Source organism: Zhenhengia sp., assembly GCF_046966505.1.
Taxonomy (GTDB): domain Bacteria; phylum Bacillota; class Clostridia; order Lachnospirales; family Cellulosilyticaceae; genus Zhenhengia; species Zhenhengia yiwuensis.
Genome location: NZ_JBKVCH010000004.1, coordinates 199838 through 221848, shown reverse-complemented (window position 1 = coordinate 221848; position 22011 = coordinate 199838). Strand labels below are relative to the sequence as shown.

Here is a 22011-nt window from a genome sequence, read left to right as displayed (position 1 = left end):
TTATAGCTGAATATCATCTCTAAGAAGCAATGCTGAACAGTTTTTAAGTAGGTGTTGCCGGAGTCTTTCCACGTTATAGGAAAAGCGTATTGGTAGATACGAAATGAGAGCTATAAACCTTTATTAATAATAAAGGAAGTTTATAGAATTAGGGTGGTAACGCGGTTAATCCCGTCCCTTGTTGTAGACAAGGGGCGGTTTTTTTATTGTCTAAAAATCAATTTAATGATGTTGTGATAAGGAGGAGAATGTAAAATGAAACAGTTATCAAAAAAAGATCTATTATTCGTAGGGCTTATGCTTTTCTCATTATTCTTTGGGGCAGGAAATCTGATTTTTCCACCTTTCTTAGGCCAATCAGCAGGGAATAAAGTATGGATTGCTATGGTGGCCTTTCTCATTACAGCAGTAGGATTTCCAATTTTAGGCGTTATTGCTGTAGCAAAATCAGGAGGGCTTGAAAATTTAGCAAGAAGGGTAAATCCTGTATTTGCTACTATATTTACAGTGCTTATTTATTTATCTATTGGGCCATGTTTAGGTATACCAAGAGCTGGGAGTCTTCCGTTTGAAATGGCAGTAGCACCATACCTTCCAGAGAGTATGTCTGTAGTTGGGGCAAGATTCATCTTTACTTGTGCCTTTTTCTCAGTAGCCTATTGGCTTTCTCTATCGCCAACTAAACTTGTTGATCGTATGGGGAAAATTTTAACTCCAACATTATTAACTATGATTTTTGTGATTGTTATCGCTTCATTATTCAGACCAATTGGAGAATATGGCAGTGCAGTAGCAGAATATGCTGAGTCACCTTTTGTAAAAGGATTTTTAGAAGGTTATTTAACAATGGATACCATTGCAGCTTTAAACTTTGGGATTGTTATTGCCTTAGCGATTAAGTCGAAAGGCGTAGAGGATGAAAAGACTGTTGTAAGAACTTCTATTAAAGCAGGTCTTATTGCAGGTGGATTACTAGTTGTTATTTATGTACTTTTAGCACACTTAGGAGCATCAAGTGGTGGAAGATTTGGAATGACAGAAAATGGGGCACAGACTCTAACACATGTTATGTCTTACTTATTTGGTAAACCAGGCGCTGTACTTTTAGCTGTGATCTTTACACTTGCTTGTTTAACAACAAGTGTAGGTCTTATTACTTCATGTAGCCAATATTTTTCCACTTTAGTACCTAAAATGACATATAAAAACTGGGTTAGAATCTTATCCCTTTCAAGTATGATTCTTGCTAATATGGGGCTTAATATGATTCTTTCGATTTCTATACCTGTATTAGATATGATTTATCCAATAGCAATCATGCTTATTGTGCTTGCTATGTTTGATAAATTATTTAAAGGCAATAGATATGTTTATGGTCTAACTATGCTCTTTACAGGTGTAGTAAGTATTATCTATGCATTAGATTCATTAGGATTTAAATTGAATTTTGTAACGCAATTACTTAATAAATTACCTTTCTATGGCCAAGGATTAGGATGGATTGTGCCAGCTTTAGTGGGAATAATTGCAGGCTATATAGTAGGTTTAGTAAAGCAAGAGCAAATAAATGAAGATTTAAGCATAGAACTTCCTGGAGAATAAGAAAATAAATAAAAAGGATAGAACGTATAGGGTTCTATCCTTTTTATTTACTCTGCAAATATTATAGCTTTAAGCTGCTCGAAATTTGCAACTTCATAAGTTGGTGAGATATTCTTAGTATTAGCAAGTCTGTCAGAATTATACCAACAAGTATCTATACCAAAGTTAATTCCGCCTTGTATATCAGAAGTAAGACTATCTCCCACCATCAGTACAGTAGTTTTATCCTGATGATTAATATTATTTAAAGCAAGTTCAAAAATTTTAGGATTTGGCTTGGAAACCTTAACTGTTTCAGAAATGACAATATCTTTAAAGTATGGAGCAATAATAGATTGACCAATACGTTTCGTTTGTACATCGGTAAGTCCATTTGTAATAATACTTAATGTACATACTTTAGAGAGGCTGTCTATAAACTCGAGAGCTCCTTCATATAAGAAAGAGGCATCTGCTAGGTGTTTCATATAAGAGGTAGAGAATGCTTGTGCATCAAATGTAACCCCTAAGCGTGTAGCTAGCCTTTCAAAACGTTCAATTTTCAGTTTGGCTTGTGTGATAAGACCTTCTTCGAACTCTTTCCAGATTGCTGTATTAATTTCTTGGTATATTTGTAAATGATAACTTTCATCATAATCTATACCAAATTCAAGCATAGCATTTTTAAACGCTTCTCTTTCGGATTTTTTAAAATCAAATAAAGTTTCATCAGCATCAAATAGTATAACATCATATTTCATAGTCGTTTCTCCCTTATGTAGTATAGTTATAACTGTTATAGATTTTATCATAATAAAGGAGAGAAGGATAGAAAATAGGATCGTAATAAATTTTATAGGAATTTTTATCTTCATCTAAAAGCTCTCTTTCTAATAGCTTCAAATCATAAGTAGCTTTATTATAAAGACGAGCTTTTTCTAAAGTATGAGCTTGAGAGGGGATGAGTATTAAGCGAGTATAAGTAAGGGGAACAATAAATTATTTAAAAAATTTTTTAGAGATAGAATTTGAGTTTAGTTTTTTCAAGTAAAACCTATAGATTTAATAATTGGAAAATCATGGAATTGAAAAATGGAAAAGTAGTTTAGAATAATATAATATTTATAAATAGAAGTATAAATGAGAAAGAGATGGACATAAAAAATAAATTTAAAATTGCAATTGTACAGACAGTAAGATATCCTTTTGATTATGATAAAAATACTCAGAGATGTAAGAAGTCCTATAATTTCTGTTTGAGTTAGTAGATAGATTGAAAAGAGTGATATAATAAGCGAGATAAAGTAGAGGGAGTAATATGGAGCGTATGAATAGACTATATTTACATATACCGAGATTAGAGGAGTTAGATTATAGACAGAAGATTTTACTGCAACCAGATACTATGGCTTATAATAAAGGATTTCATTTACAATTTATAGATTATGATAATGAAACGGGATGTATTTATTTTAGAAAGCAAGACTGGAAGAGTTGGTTTGATTTTTGGATTAATCAAGGACCAGATAGGTTTTATGCCTATATTGTGAAAAGGGAAAATCATCAGTTTATAGGAGAAGTCTCTTTTAGATATGATAAGCATTATGAGGCACATATGGTAGGTATTATTATAGAAGCTCAGCATAGGGGGAAAGGGTACTGTGAAGAGGCACTAAATTTATTAGTACAAGTAGCTTTTGATATATACGGTTTGGAGAGGCTTCAAGATGATATTCCAGCAGAGCGTGAAACTGCACACAAAGCTTTTGCAAAAGTCGGGTTTAAGAAAAAAAGAGTAAAGCATGGTAATATACTTGTAGAATTAGTTAAGAAATAAATTGTGCATGCTACATCAAATGATGTAAGTCTAGCATAGAGTTTGCCAAAGGGGATTTCAATAAAATCCATATCTTAGAAAGTTGTTTTAAAAGGTTATATGCAAGTTATAAAAAATATAACTTTAAATCTTTAAAAATATACAATATGTACAAGTTGTATAAAAGTGCTTTCGCGAAAATAAAAGAAAAGATAAACAATTTATAGAGGTTGTTTTATTTAATTTTAAGTTGTACTATGGTACTATAACTAAGTAGGATTGATAAAGGAAAACTAGAAAGGTAGGAAAACTATGCTAGTAAGTAATAAACACAAACAAATCATTGAAGAACGCTTTGCAGTCGTTCGAGAAAATGCTAAAAATAGAGAGACAGAGCTTTTTGACATACTTGATACATGTACAGAAGATGAGGCTGTTTGCTTAAAGTATCTTTATGCTTTTATGCCTGAACAAGATCTTGCTAACCATGATGGTGAACTTTTCCTTAAATTTGTAAGACAAGCTTTAAAAGTACGTCAAATTGTACCTTGGGGAGATAAACTTACAGGGGGATTATTCTTAAACTATGTTCTTCAATATCGTATGAGTAATGAAAATATTGAATACTATAAGGACGATTTCTTTGAAGAGCTTTATCCAAGAATTGAAGGAAAAAGCATGAAAGAAGCAGCCCTTATTATCAACTACTGGTGTTTTGAAAAGGCAACTTATCAAACAACAGATTCAAGAACAACTTGTCCACTTACAACAATCCGTAATGCATATGGTAGATGTGGTGAAGAATCTGTACTTGGCGTGGCTGCATTTAGAAGTGTGGGTATTCCAGCAAGACAAGCATACACACCAAGATGGGCACACTGTGATGATAACCATGCATGGGTAGAAGTATGGACAGATGGTGAGTGGCACTTCCTAGGTGCATGTGAACCAGAAGCAACACTTGACTCAGGTTGGTTCCAGCTTTCAGCATCCCGTGGTATGCTTATCCAAAGTAAAGTATTTGCTACAACTGTAGAGAATGAACTTATTACACGTCAGACAGATAGTGCAACGGAAGTTAATACACTTGATCGTTATGCATCGACAAAAGAAATTACGATTTATGTAGTAGATGAAGAGAATAAGCCGGTAGAAAATGCAAAAGTAAGATTTGAAGTGATTAACTACTCTGAGTTTTCAGCGCTTACAGAACTTGTAACAGATGCTAATGGGCAAGTGAAATTTACAACTGGTTTTGGCGATTTAGTCGTTTATGTACATAAAGACGGTATTGCAACCTTTGATCAAATTGATGTACGTTTAGCAGACAGTCTAACGATTACACTTAAAGACAGAGCACGTACATCAGGGACAGTAGAAAGTGTAACCCTTGTACCACCAAAAGGTGCATCTCCAGATGAAAATGCTGTAACTGAGGAAATGAAAGCCCTTCATGAAGAGCGTCATGGGCACGCCCTTCGTACAAGAAATGCTTTTGTAGAGACATTCTTCTTAGGAGAAAAAGCAAATGAATGGGCAAAGGACTTTGCACCATTTGAAGAAGGTGTAGCAAGACACTTAGAGGCAGCTCGTGGAAATTACGAAGAAATCCAAGCATTCTTTAAAGATGAAGAGACAAAAGATCTGTTAGAGTATAAAGTAAAGATGCTCGATACAATGAATAAAAAAGATATGTCAGATACAAGCTGTGAAACTTTAAAAGCACACTTAGAACATGCGATGCAGTTTAAAGACGATTTTGAAGAAGAAATTTTTGTAAAAGGCATTCTTGCACCTCGAATTGCTACAGAGAAAATCACGCCTTATAGAGCTCAGTTAGAGGCTATGTTTGATGAGGCAAGTAAAGCAGCTTATAGAAATAATCCAAGAAGTCTTTATGATTATGTTGATGAAACAATTGTGACTGCAACAAGTATGCAAAACGTTTATTTATGTGCACAACCAGTAGGTGTTATGAAACTTAGATGGGGACATGTAAGTGCTAAGAAAATTTTATTCGTAGCATTATGCCGTACATTTGGTATTCCAGCACGTTTAAATAAAGAAAATGGTAATATGAGTTACTACAAAGATGGTAATTGGGTAGAAATTGAAGTAGGTGCAGTGCAAGAAGAAGTTATTAAAAATAGTAACTTAACACTTCATGGACAAGACGATACTGTATGGGAATATATGAAAAACTACACAGTAGGTCGCTATGTAAATGGTGTATATCATACACTTTACTTAGGAACAGGCCAGTGGCAAGATGGTAAAGTAACTTATCCAGTAGAAGCTGGACAATACCGCATTGTAACTGTTAATAGAGAAGCAAGTGGGACAGTACATGCTAACCTTTACTATATGGACATTAAAGAAAATGAAGATGTGACAGTAGAAGTAGCACTTGCAGAAATAAATGCAGCACACCAAAAAGAAACAGCAGTTAATGAAACTACATTTAGGGATACTAACGGAGATGTATGTGAGCTTTCAAAAGTAATAGGAGAAAGTAATAATATTGTAGCATTCTTAGATGCAGGCGCAGAACCTACAGAACATCTTCTTAATGAAATGATCGAAGCCAAAGAGCAGTATCTTGAACTTAAACCAAATGTAATCCTTGTTGTAAAAGAAGAAAAAGACTTAAATAATCCAACACTTGTTAAAACATTAGAAGCAGTACCATTTATTAAAGTATTTGTTGGATATGAAAAAGAAGAACTTTCATATCTTTATGAAGGATTTGAAATTCTAGATAAGAAACTTCCGTTAGCTTATGTTATGAATAAACCTATGATTGCTTCTATGGCCATTGCAGGTTATAACGTAGGTATTGGTACAATGTTACTGAAATACTTAGCAGTAGAATAGTATAAAAATAGAAGGCCCTAATACTTTTATAGTATTAGGGCCTTCTATTTTTATACTATTAAAAGAGTTCCTGCTAAGATTGACAAAGAATATAAAAAATATTAACAAAATAAAAATAAAAAATAATAAATTTTAAAAAATGTAAAACAACAGAATATGGATTCCATTTTTTACACTATTTTAATTAAATTTTATAAAAAAATAATTAAATTCAGACTATATATTGATGCATATAGAGCAAAATGATAATATAAATAAAAAAATGGATAAAAATTTAGTGAATATTTACCGGTAATCGTATAAAGGAGGAGTAAAAATGAGCATTCTTTCTGTTTATGCAACAAATAAAAGTTTGTTACAATTAACAAAACAAGATATAGGTAAGCTTAATATTTTAAATGTGGGATTTGGTATTTTAGAGCAAGGAGAGATCTCTCTTAAAAATTTAACATATATTCATGCTATAAGAGAATTTAAAGTAATTAATCCAAATTTGAAGATTTATCTTTCATTAGCAAGTGGTTTAGAATGTAGTTTTTCAACAGCTTGCAGAACCAAAGAAGCTCGTGAAAAAGTAATACGTAGTATTGTGGCACTTATTAAAGAGTGGGATTTTGATGGAATAGATATTGATTGGGAATATCCATCAGGGAAAGAAGATAGACATAATCATACATTATTGTTAAAAGAATTAAGAGAGGGATTAGATACTATTTCAGCTCATAAATACCGAGGGCTTTCAATAGCTGCTGGTAGCAAGAGTTGGTACTTTGATATTACAGAATTAACAGAGTCTGTACGTTACTTAGATTATGTGAATTTAATGACATATGATATTAATGCTAATGAACATGTTACTATGCACCATACTTGCCCAGCTAAGATGAATACAGAATTAGTACAAGAAGGAAGTACTGAAGAGAATATTGAACTTTTTATAAAAAAAGGAGTACCCCCAGAAAAACTTATCATAGGTGCAGCATTTTACTCTCGCCAATGGAAGAATGTTGAGAATAAGAATAATGGTCTACATAGTTATGCAGGTAGTGCAAGTGAATATGGTCCAGTATATACCAAACTTATAAGAGATTATGTGAATAAAAATGGGTATATACGTTATTGGGATGAAGTGGCGCATGCGCCTTATTTGTTTAATGGTGATAATTTTATTACATATGAAGATGAAGACTCTCTTAAATATAAATGCTATTTAGTTAAAAAGTGGAAAATTGCAGGAATTATGGCATGGGAATATTCCTATGATGAGGAGCATACTTTGATAGCTTTAATAGATGACGCCCTAAAGTAAAAGTCTGTATAGAGAGGAGAGAAATTTTTCATGAAAAGGTTTAAAAGATATGTTGCTTTATTGATGAGCACTTTCATGGTTGTATCTACATCATCCGTTTTGTGTGCAGATATACCTAATGTTTTAGAAATTACACAGGATGTTCAAATAGACACTTTACTAAAAGCAGACGATTATGATGAATTTCTAGATACTTACAAAGATGCTAAAAGACCAGATAAAAGAGCTGAGTTCACATTTGATGTGGATAGAAGCAGCTCTGTAAGTTTAGTGACAAATTATGTAGAAGATATGGAAACAGGTGTTTATACACAGCAAGGGGATAAGACAACTTGGACGGTAGAGGTGGAAGAAGCAGGATTATATGCATTAGAGTTAGAATATGTAGCTGAATATGATAGAGGTTCTGCTATCCAACGTACTTTTTATATTAATGGAGAACTTCAGCATACAGGTGCTAAGGAAGTAGAATTTGCAAGAGTATATATAGATAATCCTTCAGATATTGGAAAAAGGGATCAGAATAATAATGAAATTAGACCTTCACAGTTAGAAATAAGAAAACTCCAAAAAAACTATGTAAAAGATCCTTTGGGTTATTACAATGAACCTTATTTATTCTATCTAAATAAAGGGATGAATATATTGGAAATCGAAGCAGTAAGTGAGCCAATGGTTATAGGAAAGGTATGGGCCAGTCCTATAGAGAATTATCCTACATATGAAGAGTATAAGGCTATGCAAAGTAATAAAAAGCTAGCGGGACAAGAAACCATTTTCCTGCAAGCAGAAAAAGCAGATTTTAAATCTACACCAGTACTTTATGCACAGCATGATAGGACAAGTCCTAAGACAATTCCTTTTAATAAAGATGCACAATTACTTAATATGGTAGGAGGAACTAACTGGAATACACCAGGGCAGAGTCTAACTTGGAATTTTGAAGTAGAAGAATCAGGATTATACCTAATAAATCTAAAAGCTAAACAAAATTTTAATAGAGATTTTAAAGCAAGTAGAGCCATCTATATTGATGGAGAAATTCCTTTTGAAGAGTTTGCACAGTGGGAATTTGGATATGCACCTAAATGGCAATTAATAGAGCTTGGAGATGGGGAAGAGGCTTATGCTGTTTACTTAGAAAAAGGGGCACATGAGTTAAAGATAGAAGCAAACTTAGGAGCTATAACTCAGCCAATCAGACGTGTACAAGATATTTTGCTACAGCTTAATGCTTTATACACGAGTATTATGATTGTTACAGGACCTACGCCTGATAGAATGAGAGATTATAGATTAGGTACTTTAATGCCAGATTTAACAAGTGAAATGGCAAGACTTGCAGATGAATTGCAGGAAGTATCAGATTGGATGATTGCTTATGGCGGAAAGGGTCAAAATAATGCTTCTTTAGATATACTCGTACGTCAGCTAAAAAAAATGAGTAAAGATGCAGATATTATTCCTAAAGAATTAGATTTTTTCAAATCTAATAATGGAGCCTTAGCGAACTGGCTTATTAAAGTAAGAGATCAATCATTAGCAATAGATTATATTGCACTTGCCTCTCAAGAGGAAACACAATTAGAAGAACCAAATGCAACATTTGTTGAACAGTTTATCTATGAATTTAGAAATTTCATTAGATCTTTCTCAAGTGACTATGCAACACTTGGAACTGCTACCTCACAAGAAGGGCAGAGAGAGAGTATTAAGGTTTGGATTCCAACAGGTAGAGATCAGGCACAGGTATTACGTAAGCTGATTGATATGTATTTCATACCAGAATATGGAATAGATGTTGATCTGCAGCTTGTTACAGCAGGGTCTTTACTACCAGCTACAGTAGCAGGAATTGGCCCGGATGTGGCGTTAAGTATGGGAGATACAGAGCCTGTTAACTACGCAGTCAGGGATGCTGTTATTGATTTGAATCGATTTCCAGATTTTGAAGAAGTATCACAGCGTTTTCTTCCAGAACGTATGGTACCTCTAACTTTTAATGATAAAGTTTATGCACTTCCCGAGACGCAAAACTTTAATGTTATGTTCTACCGAACAGATATATTAGAAGAATTAGGGATTGAAGTACCACAAACTTGGACAGATGTAATATCAATCATTCCAATTTTACTCAAAAACAATATGAACTTTGCGCTTCCAGTATCTGTACCAAGAGCAGACCTTATTGAAGCAGGCACAAGTACATATTATACAATGCTTTTTCAAAAGGGTGGAGAGATTTATAAAGATCAAGGAATGTCTAGTGATTTAGATTCAGAAATAGGGCTCGATGCTTTCAAACAATGGACCAATCTATTTGTAAACTATGCTTTACCGCAGGAGTATGATTTTCTTACTAGATTCCGAACAGGTGAATCACCCATTGTTGTAGGTAATTTTGCTAACTTTAATACACTTATGGTATCAGCACCAGAAATCAAAGGATTATGGGATTTCTCATTGATTCCAGGGACAGTTGGAGAGGATGGTGCACTAGATCATAGTACCCCGATATCAGGAGCAGATTGTTTTATATTAAAAAACTCTAATCATTATGAAGCATCTTGGAAGTTTTTAAAATGGTGGACAAGTGCTGAGATTCAAGTAGCATTTGGTAAAGAGATGGAAAGTGTATTAGGTCCTTCAGCTAGATATGCAACAGCTAATATAGAAGGCTTTTCACAAATTCCATGGGACAATAAGTTCTATGAAGTGCTAAAAAAACAAATGCAATGGGGAGTAGGCATTGAACAAGTGCCAGGTGGTTACTTTACAGGAAGACACATTAATAATGCTTTCCGTAAAGTTGTTACAAGTGGCGGAGATATTAGGGGGACATTGCTAGATTACGTTTATGTTATTAACCAGGAGCTAATTGGTAAACGTAAAGAGTTTGGACTACCTATTGCTGAGAAGTACTAGAAAAGACACATAGGTAAGGAGGGCTACCGTGAATTTAGAACAGAATCAAAAAATGGATTTTATGCAAAGGCAAAAAAGTAAGATTTTATATACATTAAAGCAGATGCGTCTTAATTATGATGCTTATCTGTTGCTAGCACCATTTGGTATTATTTTTATTTTATTTACGTTGTTACCTGTTGTTATTGCATTATATTACAGTTTTACTTACTACAATATTTTGGAACCAGCGCAATTTATAGGTTTTCAAAATTACATTAATCTTTTTGTTAATGATGATGTGTTTTTAATAGCACTTAAAAATACATTTATTATTGCGGCAATAACAGGCCTTATAGGTTATTTTGCATGTTTCTTTTTTGCTTGGCTCATTAATGAGCTACCGCCCATACCAAGAGCTATAATGGTTGTAATCTTTTATGCTCCATCTATTTCGGGATCAGCATTTTTAATATGGTCCATTATCTTTAGTGGAGATGCGTATGGCTATTTAAATGCCTTTTTACTTAATTTAGGACTTATTAATTCACCAATTAAATGGCTTACTGATCCTAAATATATGCTAACAGTCGTCATTATTGTACAGCTTTGGATGAGCCTTGGTGCAGGGTTCTTATCATTCGTAGCAGGCTTTAAAATGGTTGATCAGACTCAATATGAAGCAGGCTATATTGATGGAATTAAGAACCGTTGGCAAGAACTTTGGTATATTACATTTCCTTCAATGAGACCTCAATTAATGTTTGGTGCTGTTATGACCATTACATCTTCTTTCACGGTAGCAGAAGTAACAGCGCAACTTTGCGGAAGTCCAAGTACAGATTATGCAGCACATACCATACTTAACCATCTGAATGACTATGGTGGGGTAAGGTTTGATATGGGATATGCTTGTGCTATTGCAACAATCTTATTTATTACAATGCTAGGACTTAATCAAGTCATTCAAAAGATGCTTACTAAACTAGGTCGTTAAGAGAGAGGAGGATATGTCATTGGTTATTAAAAATAAAACAATTAATAAGTGGCGAAAATCAATGGGAGCACGTGTTGGGCGTTCAGCTACGGGTAACATGCTGAACTTAATTCTATTAGCCCTCGTAGGATGCTTTATGATTATACCTTTGGTTTATACGGTATGTAATGCTTTTAAACCTATGGATGAGTTATATAGATTTCCTCCTAAGATATTAGTTATGAATCCTACTTTAAATAACTTTAGTGATTTAGGACTTTTACTTGGTGAATCTTGGATACCATTTCCAAGGTACATCTTTAATACAATCTTTATTACGGTAGTAGGGCTAGGAGGACATATCATCTGTGCTTCTATGGCTGCTTATGCCTTAGAAAAAAGAAGATTTCCGGGAAGAGAACTCTTCTTCAAAATTATTGTTTCTACCTTGATGTTTACACCAGCAGTTACTCAAATTCCTAACTTCATTATTATGAAGCATTTAGGGTGGGTAGATTCTTTAATGTCTATTATTGTTCCAGCTTTTGGGGCACCTATAGGACTTTACCTAATGAAACAGTTTATGACAGGTATTCCAGATTCCTTACTCGAAGCAGCTAAAATAGATGGAGCAAGTGAATCTTATATTTTATGGAAAATTGTAATGCCTAACTTAAAGCCAGCATGGCTTACACTAGGAATGTTTACTATTCAATCTTTATGGAATGCCACCGGAGGGGTATATATTTTCTCTGAACAGAAAAAAACTCTTTCTTATGCCATGAGCCAAATTGCAGCAGGTGGTGTAGCAAGAGCAGGTGCAGGAGCAGCAGTAGGGGTTATTATGCTTATTGTACCTATTACAGTGTTTATATTCTCACAGAGTAATATCCTAGAAACAATGGCATCTTCAGGGATGAAAGAATAAGTCTGGGGCAAAGGAGGTTTAATAATGCAAGCAAGAAGAATAATAGTAAGCAATCAAATCAGAAAGATATGTATCTGGTTTCTGCTAGTTGCTATGTTGATAGCTTCCGTTGGTAACGTCTTTGCTGAAGAAGTTAATCAAAGTTATTTATATGGACCAAATAACTTTGTAAAAGCACCTATAGCTGCCGAACCAGGAAGAGATATAAACCATAGTGTAATAGGAACTACGACACTTAAGAATCCGAGTGATCTATATGCTACAGAAGATTATCTTTATATTGTGGATACAGGAAATAATCGTATTTTAAAGGTAGATAAAGATTATAAGTTAGTAAAAGAATATACAGAGTATACAGTAAAGGGTATAAAGGTTCCTTTTGCACAGCCACAAGGTGTATATGTAGATGAAAAGGAAAACTTACTTGTTGCGGATACAAATAACGGTAGCTTAGTTAAGCTTACACCAGATGGAGAGGTAATTGATATCTATGAAAAGCCAGAATCAAAAGTTTTACCTACTACATTTAACTATTTACCATCCAAAGTTGTATGTGATGCAGCAGGACGTATATTTGTAGCAGTTTCAGGTTTTAATATGGGACTTGTAGAACTTGATAGTGATGGAAACTTTGTTCAACTTTTAGGGGCATCTAAAGTTACATATAGTGTTACAGATGCAATATGGAGGCTCATATCGACTAAAGAGCAGCAAAAACGTATGGCTGCCTTTGTACCGGCAGAGTACAACAATATTTCAGTAGATGAAGATGGTTTTGTCTATGCTACAACAGGAACAATGAGCCAACAAAATGATGAGGGGATGAAGTTTGTACGTAAACTTAATGCACGAGGAGATGATGTGCTTAGGCGTACAGATTATGATGCAGTATGTGGAGATTTGGAATGGGCTAATATAGGATCTATAAAAGGGCCTTCCCAAATAGTAGATTGCCTAACACTTTCAGATGGTGTTTATGCCATTTTAGATCAGAAACGAGCAAGAGTTTTTGTATATAATTCTGAAGGTATCATGCTTTTTATTTTTGGAGAACTAGGTCAGACAGAAGGGACAATGACTTCTCCATCTTCAATTGTTATGTTTAATGATGACTTCTTAATCTTAGATAGTGTAAAAAATAAGATAGTATCTTTTAATTTAACGGAATATGGACGTACTATTTTAGAAGCGTGCCATTACCGTGAAAAAAATGATCTTCAGAATGAAGAAGTAGCATGGCAGAAAGTTTATGCTATGAATAATAATCACCCTGTTATTATGAGGGAAATGGGTAAAATTGCATATAGAGAAAGAGATATGCATACAGCAATGTACTATTTTGAACAGGGAGAAGATCAAGAAGGATACTCAAAAGCTTTCCAGTTTTATAGAAGGGAACTGATTAATAAGTATTTTACACCTGGAGCACTTTGTATTATTGCTTTAATTATTTTATATATGGGTTATAGGATTTATAAAAAATATTGGTGCAAAAAAGAGAAAGTAGTAAAAAAGCAAGGGCCTCTAAGATATACACTATATGTTATTTGTAGGCCATTAGATGGTTTTTGGGATTTAAAGCATGAAAAACGTGGTAGTGTAAAAGTAGCTTTGGGGCTAATGGTAGCAGCAGGAGTAGTATTAGTAATACAATCACTTACTACAAGTTTTATATTCAGTAAAGTAAGAATAGAGGATTATAATTTTATTTTTGATTTACTAAAAGCTTATGTACCACTAGTGCTTTGGACAGGTAGCATTTGGTGTGTATCTACACTTCTGGATGGAGAGGGATCTTATAAGGATATTATTATAGCTACAGGATATAGCTTAACACCTATGATACTTATTATTCCTTGCGTAGCTATCTTTTCAAATTTCCTTATTCAAGATGAAGGTATTTTGTGTGCCTTTTTCATTAATGTCGCTTACATATGGATGGGTGTACTGCTTGTAGCAAGCGTTATGCAAACACATAATTATGCCTTGAAAAAGACCCTTTTAGTTATTCTTATTTCTTTATTGGTTATTGTAATCATCCTATTTATTGCATTACTCTGTTTAGCTTTAATCCAAGAGATTTTAGCATTTGGTATAGATTTGAAAACTGAAATAGTCAATAGATTAGAGTTGTGATAAACATAAGACTAATAAAAAGAATGGGAAAGGAGATTTGCTTGTGAAAAAGATTGCTAGGCTAATATTGCTTATAGGGATAGTGCTTTCACTTTCAGCTTGTGCAACAGAAGAAGTAGAAACAGAATTACCTGAAGAACTTATTAAGCCAAATACTACAGCATTTTCTGAGGATGCAGACATTTATCAAACTATAGTAGAAAATGAATATTTATCATTAGCCTACTGTGAAGAGTCAGCTCAATTTAAGATAATAAATCAAAAAGATGGTTCAGAATTTTACACAATGACAAGTGAACCGGCTGTAAATGCCGAAAAATCCTTGTTTGAAATCTATTATATGGATGATAAAAATAATTTTTCTAGAATGTATAGTTATTCAGATTCAGTAGCAAAAGGTCAATATCAAACAGAATTAATAGATAATGGACTAAAGATAGCATTTACATTAGGAGAGGTGGAGCAAAATGTTTTTTGTCCTCCAGCTATTTCTAAAGAACGCTTTGAGGCAATAGTAGAAAAAATTGATAAGCAATTTGATAAAATTAGGTTTAAACAAAGCTATTTCTTACCTAATTTAGATAAATTATCAGAAGATAAAAAGGCAGACTTGTTTAAGAAATATCCTAAATTAGAAACAGAGGAGCTATATGTATTAACACAAAGTAATCTACCAAGTAGTGTACAAAAAGAAATCAGTGGAATCTTAGAAGCAACAGGTTACACAGAAGAAGATTATGCTATTGATATGGAAAATGCAGGCGAGCTTAAACAAGGAGGAAGTGCTATTTTTCATCTTAACATGTATGTGACTTTAGAAGAGGATCAGCTAAAAGTACGTATACCTATAGAAGAAATAATGGAGGTAAATGGTGGAAAGATACTGACTTTATCTTTACTTGAAAATTTTGCATCACCTGAATATGGTCAAGAAGGAAACTTTTTACTTCCAGATGGAGCAGGGTCACTTATGAATTTTTATAATGGTAATGGAGAGTTAACAACCTTCAAAGTACCTATTTATGGGGCAGATAAAGCAATACCTGTACAGGAGCAAATTTTTAAAGCAGAACAAGCTTATTTACCTATTTATGGTGTGCAATATGAAGATAAAGGGATGTTAGCAACAATAAGTGATGGTGAAGCCTTTGCAGAAATTCATGCACAACCTGGGAGTGATATTACACATGCTACAGCGTATCCTATATTTAATGTAAGACGAAATGCAAAAGCTTACTTACAAGGTTCTCAAAATGGAGCAGAAGCATTCATATTTTTACAAAAACAGTTATACGATGGTGATTTAGAAGTGACTTATCATTTCTTTGATGAAAGTAATAATAGTTTAGGAGATATGGCTACGTATTATGGCAACGAACTCTTTGGAGAAAAAGAGGGGATAGAGGAACCTTTGATCTACTTAGAGTTTATAGGAGCAGCTTATAATGAAGAGGGTGAGTATTCCTTAGGAAGTAGAGAGCTAGAGACCTTTACAACTATTGCACAAGTAAGAAGTATTGTTGAAGAACTTGTAGAAGAAGGGGTAGATCCACTTTCTGTAAAACTCTTAGGATTTGGAGAACATGGACTTGATTGCAGTGCAATAAATTCATTCAAGCTTAATAAGGAATTAGGAACACAACAGGAATTAGAAGATTTTTCAGCTTGGGCTAAGGCGAATAATGTAGAGCTCTATATAGATGTAGATCCACAATATGTCTACACAACAGGATTTGGAGATCATTTTACAAAGACTAAAGATGCAACTTACACCATTACTAATAAATATGGTGAAAATTATCCTTACTTACCAAATACATTGCAGCTGAATGAAGTTAAAAAGGGAAGCTATATACTTAATCCATTAGCTGTATCAGAAGTCATAGCTAAAAATAATGAAGCTATTCAAGAAATAGATGGTGTAGGTATCTCGCTTAGAGACTTAGGATCACATTTAAATTCTGACTTTACGAAGAAAAGACCTATTGATAGACAAAATGCTCTAAAACGCCTTGTACAAGATATGACTAATATTTCTAATGGAGAAGAAGGTATTGTAGTAAATGGGGCAAATGCAGCAATACTGCCATATGTGAGACATGTAAGTAGGGTAGCTGTAGATAAGCCACAATTTGATAATGCGGATCACTCTATTGCATTTTTACAAATGGTTCTAAGTGGAAGAGTAGGGTATTCAGATATTCCAGTAAATCTTTCAAGTAACTCAGAAAAATTTATGATGCAAGGTATAGGCGTTGGAACAGGATTTACATATGTTTTAACAGGAGAGCCCAATAAATCATTAAGAAAGACGACACATCCAGAGTATTACTCCACAGCTTATGATGTATGGAAAGAGGATATCCTAGTAAAAGCCGAAGCACTTGAAGAACGGAGTCAGTATATTGAAGGTAATATAACAGGTTATGAGGTAATAGATAAAGATGTTTATAAAGTAAGCTACTCAAATGGTGGTTGGATTTTATGTAATGGTTCAGATTTACCTTATACTTATGGTGGTAATACCCTTCAGCCTTATACTTATATGATGGGAGGTACTGGAAATGAAAGGTAAAAAGAAGAAAGTAGTTTCATGGGAGCAAAGACGTAATAAAATAGGTTATTGGTTCATTCTTCCTTTTATGATTGGTTCAGTGGCATTCTTAATTATCCCTCTTATCACATCTTTAATTTATAGTTTATCTAACCTAACAGTTAGTACGACGGGGTATGAATTAGAATTTGTAGGGATTGAAAACTTTAAGCAGCTCATTATGGTAGATCCTACATATCGAAAGGTTTTAGTAGAAGCTTTAATGGAACTGATTAATGTACCTATCACAGTTATATTTAGTTTCTTTATTGCTAGTATTTTAAATCAGAAGTTTAAAGGGAGAGGGCTAATAAGAGGAATATTTTTCTTACCAGTCATCCTCTCATCTGGGGTATATATTCAGTTAGAAAAAATGGATCAATTAATTTCACAGTATGCTCAAGGTGGAGCCGATGCCTATTATTTCTCTGGGGCTTTTATAAACTTTCTGACAATGCTTAACCTTAATCAAGACCTTATAACATTCTTAATGGAGTCTGTTAATCGTATTGGAACCATTGTTGCCATGAGCGCTATTCCAATTGTTATCTTTTTAGCTGGTTTTCAATCTATTTCACCTTCAATTTACGAAGCAGCTTATATGGAGGGGGGAACAAAGTGGGAAGTATTTTGGAAAATCAGTTTTCCAATGATCAGTCCACTTATCCTTGTATGTGTTATTTACTCTATTGTAGATAACTTTACAAAATCATCTAGTGTAATGATTAACTTAGTACATAGAACAATTTTTACAGACTTTAAGTTTGGGCTGGGGTCCGCCATGGTTTGGATTTTTATTATAGCAGTATTTGGCATTATTGGTATCACGTATGCTGTTATTAATAAATATGTATTCTATTATGATTAAAATATAGGGGGAGAGGAGCTTGTAGAATATGACAATTTCGAATCATACAAAAGCGAAGGTATTGAAGCAGATAAAAAATTTCTCTTGGAAATTTGGGCGAGGTATATTACTATTTGGGATTTGTTTCGTAATACTGTATCCTATTATTACAAAGTTTATGATTTCTTTTATGAGCATTGAAGATGTATACGATAATTCTGTAAGGTATATTCCAAGGAATTTCACCTTAGAAAACTATGCCAATGCTTTTGAAATTCTAGAGCTGGATAGTATTGTTTTAACGTCCTTCTTAGTACCAGGAATTTTATCACTTATTCATATGTGTGCAAGTACATTAGTAGCATATGGATTTGCAAGATATAATTTTCGTTTTAAAAATTTCTTTTTCGTACTGATTATACTTGGGATGATTATTCCACCAGATTTAATTTTACTACCTCTTTATATGAAGTTTAGATATTTTGATATCCTTGGAATCTTTGAACTCTTGACAGGTTCAACCCTTAACCTGCTTAATACACCATGGCCACAGATTCTACTTGGCTCAACATGTACAGGACTTAAAAATGGGTTATACATTTTTATTATGATCCAGTATTTTAGGGGACTTCCAAAAGAGTTAGAAGAGGCTGCTTATGTAGATGGAGCAGGTACAATTGAAGCTTTCATTAAGGTGTTTTTGCCAAGTGCTAAACAGATCATGATGACAGTATTTTTATTCTCATTTGTATGGCAATGGTTAGATGATATTTATACCTCAGCTTTTATGAAAAATGTCAAAATCATGTCAACTCAGTTACTGCGTTTATCTAATGTGGACCTAGGAAATGCTATGGGGATTGAGAGCATGGCTGAATTTAGTTTAATGAGAAATGCCAGTATGGTAGTTGCTTTATTACCAGTTTTAATACTATACCTAATCTGTCAGAAATATTTTACAGAGAGTGTGGAGAGAAGTGGTTTAACAGGTTAATGAGCGTAAGCTTCATTATATTAAAAGATTTATATATTATTAGGGGGAAAGAATATGAACACAAAGAACAAAACAATGAAGAAATTTTGGGCTGCATCTATTTCAGTAATGATGCTTTTAACAGGATGTAGTACACCATCAAACCAAGAAAATGCGCCAGCTAAAGAGCCAGTAAAGGAAGAGAAAGTACAAAGTGAAACTACTGCAACAGAAGAAGTAAAAGAAGAACTTAGTAAGACAGAACAAGCTAAAGCCGAATTAGATTTTGGTGGAGAAACTATTGTATTTTGCTATCCTCCAGGATATGGAATGATTGATACTACTGGTACTTCTGTACCATTAGCACGTAGGGATGCTCGCATTGAAGAATTAGAAGAAAAATACAATGTTAATATTGAACAACGTGATGATGCTTCTACATATTGGGAAAACATGGTGACAAGTATTGCTTCAGGAGCACCCGAAGGTCATATCATGGTCACACAAGAAAGACAATTATTATCATGGGTTGAAGCAGGAGCTGTAGCTGACTTATCAGCAGCTATGGAAAAAACAGGTGTAGACTTTACAGACCCGGAAAAGTATTCACAGTTAGTTAGAAAGTATACAAATTATAATGGAGCACAGTATGGTTTTAGTGATCCAGCACCATATGTTTCTCAACCATATTGGTTCTATAACAAACGTATATTTGAAGAGATGCAATTAGGTGATCCATATGAAATGGTTGCAAATAAAGAGTGGACTTGGGATAAGGTTACAGAAATTGCTCAAAAAGCTACTGTACGTAAAGCAGATGGTACAATTGAACAATATGGCTTAGGGGCAATGATGTTAGCTGATTTCTTAGGTGCTTTATGTCAGTCAAATGGTACAAATATGGCTACATTCGATGAAAATGGTAAAGCTGTATTAACTTTAGCTGAACCTAAGGCAATGAAAGCCTTCCAACAGATGTCAGATTGGTTATTTAAAGATAAAGTAGCATTATTTAATGACGGGTCTTTAGATTGGGATGCAACTATTAAAGACTTTATCAATGGTAATGTAGCTATTATGTGTGGAACAAACCCAGTATTAAACAATGCAAAAGGTGCACCTATGGCTGATGATTTTGGTATCTTACCACCTCCAATGGGACCAGATGTAGATAACTATACAATTGGTGGTTCTATGGGGCAATTCTATTTTATTCCTAAAACATATGAAGATATGGCAGATAAACTGATTTTATTAATTGATGATCTTTATGAATTACCAGATGGTATGACTCGTGAAGATACTGTTGCAGAATCTTATGCAACACATGTACGAGATGAAGAATCTTTGGCAACTTATACAGAAATGGCACTTAATTTTGATACTTCTATTTATGAGATTGCAGTTATTGCAGGTTTAGACTGGTCTTCTCCTTCTATTAATGAAATCTGTAACAAAGTTGTAAAAGGTGAGGGAACACCTGCAGATGTTGTAGAACAGAATAAAGTACAGTTGCAGACATTATTAGATGACAAATTCTCAAAGTTACAATTTACAGGTAGATAAAGTTTATACTTCAAAAAAGGAGATTTTATCTATGAAGTTCAGTAAAAAAATGATCGTATATGGAATGGTAGCTTTATGTTTGGGTATAACTGCCTGTACAAGTAGTATGCAGGCAATGGAAAATGTTGCTGATAAGAATGACGTAGTAGAAACAATTGAAGTAAAAAAAATAAAAGAGGAAGTATTAGAAGAAGCACAAGTTCAAGGCGTAAATACAATACTTCTTGAACTTGAAGGTGGCACACAAGATATTAACATAGTTGAAGTAAGTGAACAAGGAAGTAATGTAAGAAAGTTCCGTCTTGAAGCACATATTGATGGACGGTGGCAATCTATTTATACCAATGATTTAATAGAAGGTTATCATATGTGTGTACTAGAGAATACAGTGACAACAGATGCTATTCGTCTAGTAGTTGAAGAAGAAGCAGCACCTGTGACCATTACATCTATGTCTGCAAGATACTTAGAAAGTGTAAAAAGAGATAAACCCTTTACAAGTACAGCTTACCTTTCTAAGAACTATTATGAGCATGATTGGGATGAGATAGATTCAAATAACTTTGCATCTCTTACAGATATCATTATGATTGGTAATTTCTCTTTTAACAATAAGGGTGAATTTATTGTAATTGAACATGATGCATCAGGTCTTGATACTACTCCTCATGAATGGAATAGTGAGTATGCGAAAGCAAACTTCCCAGTATGGAAAGAAAAGATTACTAAGCAATTAGATACTAATGCAAATGTTTGGGTGTCTATTACATGTTATAAGAATGAACCTAATGGGGCTCCAAACGGACAGACAGATGTATTTCATGATCCTAAAATACGTGAAAAATTCTTATGCGACTTAGTAAAGTTTGCAAAAGAATACAACATTGCAGGTTATGATATCGACTGGGAATATCCAGGGACTGCTAGTCAATGGCAAGACTATAACAACTTAATTTTAGAAGCTGCTAAGCTTTTTGAGGGAAATGGAATAATGCTTTCTTCAGCACAAGCTACAGGTTCAGGTTTAAGTTTAGAGAGTCTCAATGTACTAGATCGTATTAATATTATGGCTTATGATAATTATGCAACTACAAAGAATCATTCTACTTTCTATAATAGTGCAGTAAAGATTGTTAAGGAGTTTAAAAATAAAGGTATTAGTCCAGATAAACTTATTTTAGGATTACCTTACTATGGTGTTAAAGTAGATAGCTATTTTGAGCAGTGGGATTATAAACATATTTACAATCAAATGGTAGATGCTAATGAATACGATCCTGGATGTAATCTGTATGGTGGTTGGGGATTCAATGGACCTAATCTTATAAGAGATAAAGTCGTTTACGCTATTGAACAAGAGATCGGGGGTGTATTCTGCTGGCAAATGAAAAATGATATTAAAGATTTTTCGAGTAGAGACTCCTTAGCAGGGACTACAAGTAGAACGATTGAAAGGTTCATAGCAGAGTAGGAAGAGAACTAGTCTATAACTCATTTATAAATGAGTT

Annotated in this window: 14 protein-coding genes and 1 other annotated feature (1 of these 15 running past the window's edge); of the genes, 13 read left to right on the top strand and 1 reads right to left on the bottom strand. The window is 33.7% G+C overall.

All coding sequences use genetic code 11. The features are described 5' to 3' along the window. Nucleotides 1–182, top strand: a binding site (T-box leader) (it extends 79 nt beyond the left edge of the window). A 73-nt stretch (nucleotides 183–255) separates the two neighbouring features. Continuing rightward, entirely contained in the window at nucleotides 256–1602 is a 1347-nt protein-coding gene (brnQ, locus tag ACLTBU_RS06675) for a branched-chain amino acid transport system II carrier protein (RefSeq protein WP_320650707.1), read from the top strand. Between the two features lie 47 nt (nucleotides 1603–1649). On the opposite strand, the gene ACLTBU_RS06670 is transcribed toward brnQ, so the two are convergent. Further along, the gene (locus ACLTBU_RS06670; protein WP_320650706.1) at nucleotides 1650–2342 is read right to left on the bottom strand and encodes a YjjG family noncanonical pyrimidine nucleotidase; all 693 of its coding nucleotides are present in this window, start codon (nucleotides 2340–2342) and stop codon (nucleotides 1650–1652) included. A gap of 557 nt (nucleotides 2343–2899) precedes the next feature. On the opposite strand from ACLTBU_RS06670, the gene ACLTBU_RS06665 reads away from it, so the two are divergent. From ACLTBU_RS06665 to ACLTBU_RS06610, 12 genes are all read left to right on the top strand, one after another. Beyond that, on the top strand, nucleotides 2900–3418 hold the full coding sequence (locus tag ACLTBU_RS06665; protein WP_412218263.1) for a GNAT family N-acetyltransferase: 519 nt from the start codon (nucleotides 2900–2902) through the stop codon (nucleotides 3416–3418). A gap of 291 nt (nucleotides 3419–3709) precedes the next feature. Then, on the top strand, nucleotides 3710–6271 hold the full coding sequence (locus tag ACLTBU_RS06660) for a transglutaminase domain-containing protein (protein ID WP_412218261.1): 2562 nt from the start codon (nucleotides 3710–3712) through the stop codon (nucleotides 6269–6271). A 316-nt stretch (nucleotides 6272–6587) separates the two neighbouring features. Further along, nucleotides 6588–7580 (top strand): glycoside hydrolase family 18 protein, encoded by a 993-nt coding sequence (locus tag ACLTBU_RS06655; protein WP_412218259.1) that lies wholly within the window; start codon nucleotides 6588–6590, stop codon nucleotides 7578–7580. 30 nt (nucleotides 7581–7610) lie between these two features. Beyond that, nucleotides 7611–10505 carry an extracellular solute-binding protein gene (locus ACLTBU_RS06650; protein ID WP_412218257.1) on the top strand — a complete coding sequence of 965 codons (2895 nt, stop codon included), beginning with the start codon at nucleotides 7611–7613 and terminating at the stop codon, nucleotides 10503–10505. A 28-nt stretch (nucleotides 10506–10533) separates the two neighbouring features. Next, nucleotides 10534–11481, top strand: a complete 948-nt coding sequence (locus ACLTBU_RS06645) for a carbohydrate ABC transporter permease (RefSeq protein ID WP_412218255.1) — start codon at nucleotides 10534–10536, stop codon at nucleotides 11479–11481. A 13-nt stretch (nucleotides 11482–11494) separates the two neighbouring features. After that, a complete protein-coding gene (locus tag ACLTBU_RS06640) occupies nucleotides 11495–12388 on the top strand; it encodes a carbohydrate ABC transporter permease (RefSeq protein ID WP_412218254.1) in 894 nt (297 codons plus the stop codon). 24 nt (nucleotides 12389–12412) lie between these two features. Beyond that, entirely contained in the window at nucleotides 12413–14524 is a 2112-nt protein-coding gene (locus ACLTBU_RS06635; RefSeq protein WP_412218252.1) for a YIP1 family protein, read from the top strand. A 43-nt stretch (nucleotides 14525–14567) separates the two neighbouring features. Beyond that, nucleotides 14568–17099 (top strand): DUF5696 domain-containing protein, encoded by a 2532-nt coding sequence (locus ACLTBU_RS06630; protein ID WP_412218250.1) that lies wholly within the window; start codon nucleotides 14568–14570, stop codon nucleotides 17097–17099. After that, nucleotides 17089–17985: a carbohydrate ABC transporter permease gene (locus ACLTBU_RS06625; protein ID WP_412218248.1), complete on the top strand. Its 897-nt coding sequence runs from the start codon at nucleotides 17089–17091 to the stop codon at nucleotides 17983–17985. The genes ACLTBU_RS06630 and ACLTBU_RS06625 overlap by 11 nt, the downstream gene beginning before the upstream one ends. 28 nt (nucleotides 17986–18013) lie before the next feature. Further along, nucleotides 18014–18958: a carbohydrate ABC transporter permease gene (locus ACLTBU_RS06620; protein WP_412218246.1), complete on the top strand. Its 945-nt coding sequence runs from the start codon at nucleotides 18014–18016 to the stop codon at nucleotides 18956–18958. Nucleotides 18959–19012: 54 nt separating this feature from the next. Beyond that, nucleotides 19013–20503 (top strand): ABC transporter substrate-binding protein, encoded by a 1491-nt coding sequence (locus ACLTBU_RS06615; protein WP_412218243.1) that lies wholly within the window; start codon nucleotides 19013–19015, stop codon nucleotides 20501–20503. Nucleotides 20504–20534: 31 nt separating this feature from the next. Continuing rightward, nucleotides 20535–21974 (top strand): glycosyl hydrolase family 18 protein, encoded by a 1440-nt coding sequence (locus tag ACLTBU_RS06610; protein ID WP_412218241.1) that lies wholly within the window; start codon nucleotides 20535–20537, stop codon nucleotides 21972–21974. Nucleotides 21975–22011 lie beyond the last annotated feature (37 nt).

Excerpts from the sequence above, each read along its gene's own strand:
- brnQ (WP_320650707.1), top strand. The coding sequence starts at position 256 with ATGAAACAGTTATCAAAAAAAGATCTATTATTCGTAGGGCTTATGCTT.
- ACLTBU_RS06670 (WP_320650706.1), bottom strand. The coding sequence starts at position 2,342 with ATGAAATATGATGTTATACTATTTGATGCTGATGAAACTTTATTTGAT.
- ACLTBU_RS06665 (WP_412218263.1), top strand. The coding sequence starts at position 2,900 with ATGGAGCGTATGAATAGACTATATTTACATATACCGAGATTAGAGGAG.
- ACLTBU_RS06660 (WP_412218261.1), top strand. The coding sequence starts at position 3,710 with ATGCTAGTAAGTAATAAACACAAACAAATCATTGAAGAACGCTTTGCA.
- ACLTBU_RS06655 (WP_412218259.1), top strand. The coding sequence starts at position 6,588 with ATGAGCATTCTTTCTGTTTATGCAACAAATAAAAGTTTGTTACAATTA.
- ACLTBU_RS06650 (WP_412218257.1), top strand. The coding sequence starts at position 7,611 with ATGAAAAGGTTTAAAAGATATGTTGCTTTATTGATGAGCACTTTCATG.
- ACLTBU_RS06640 (WP_412218254.1), top strand. The coding sequence starts at position 11,495 with ATGTCATTGGTTATTAAAAATAAAACAATTAATAAGTGGCGAAAATCA.
- ACLTBU_RS06635 (WP_412218252.1), top strand. The coding sequence starts at position 12,413 with ATGCAAGCAAGAAGAATAATAGTAAGCAATCAAATCAGAAAGATATGT.
- ACLTBU_RS06625 (WP_412218248.1), top strand. The coding sequence starts at position 17,089 with ATGAAAGGTAAAAAGAAGAAAGTAGTTTCATGGGAGCAAAGACGTAAT.
- ACLTBU_RS06620 (WP_412218246.1), top strand. The coding sequence starts at position 18,014 with ATGACAATTTCGAATCATACAAAAGCGAAGGTATTGAAGCAGATAAAA.
- ACLTBU_RS06615 (WP_412218243.1), top strand. The coding sequence starts at position 19,013 with ATGAACACAAAGAACAAAACAATGAAGAAATTTTGGGCTGCATCTATT.
- ACLTBU_RS06610 (WP_412218241.1), top strand. The coding sequence starts at position 20,535 with ATGAAGTTCAGTAAAAAAATGATCGTATATGGAATGGTAGCTTTATGT.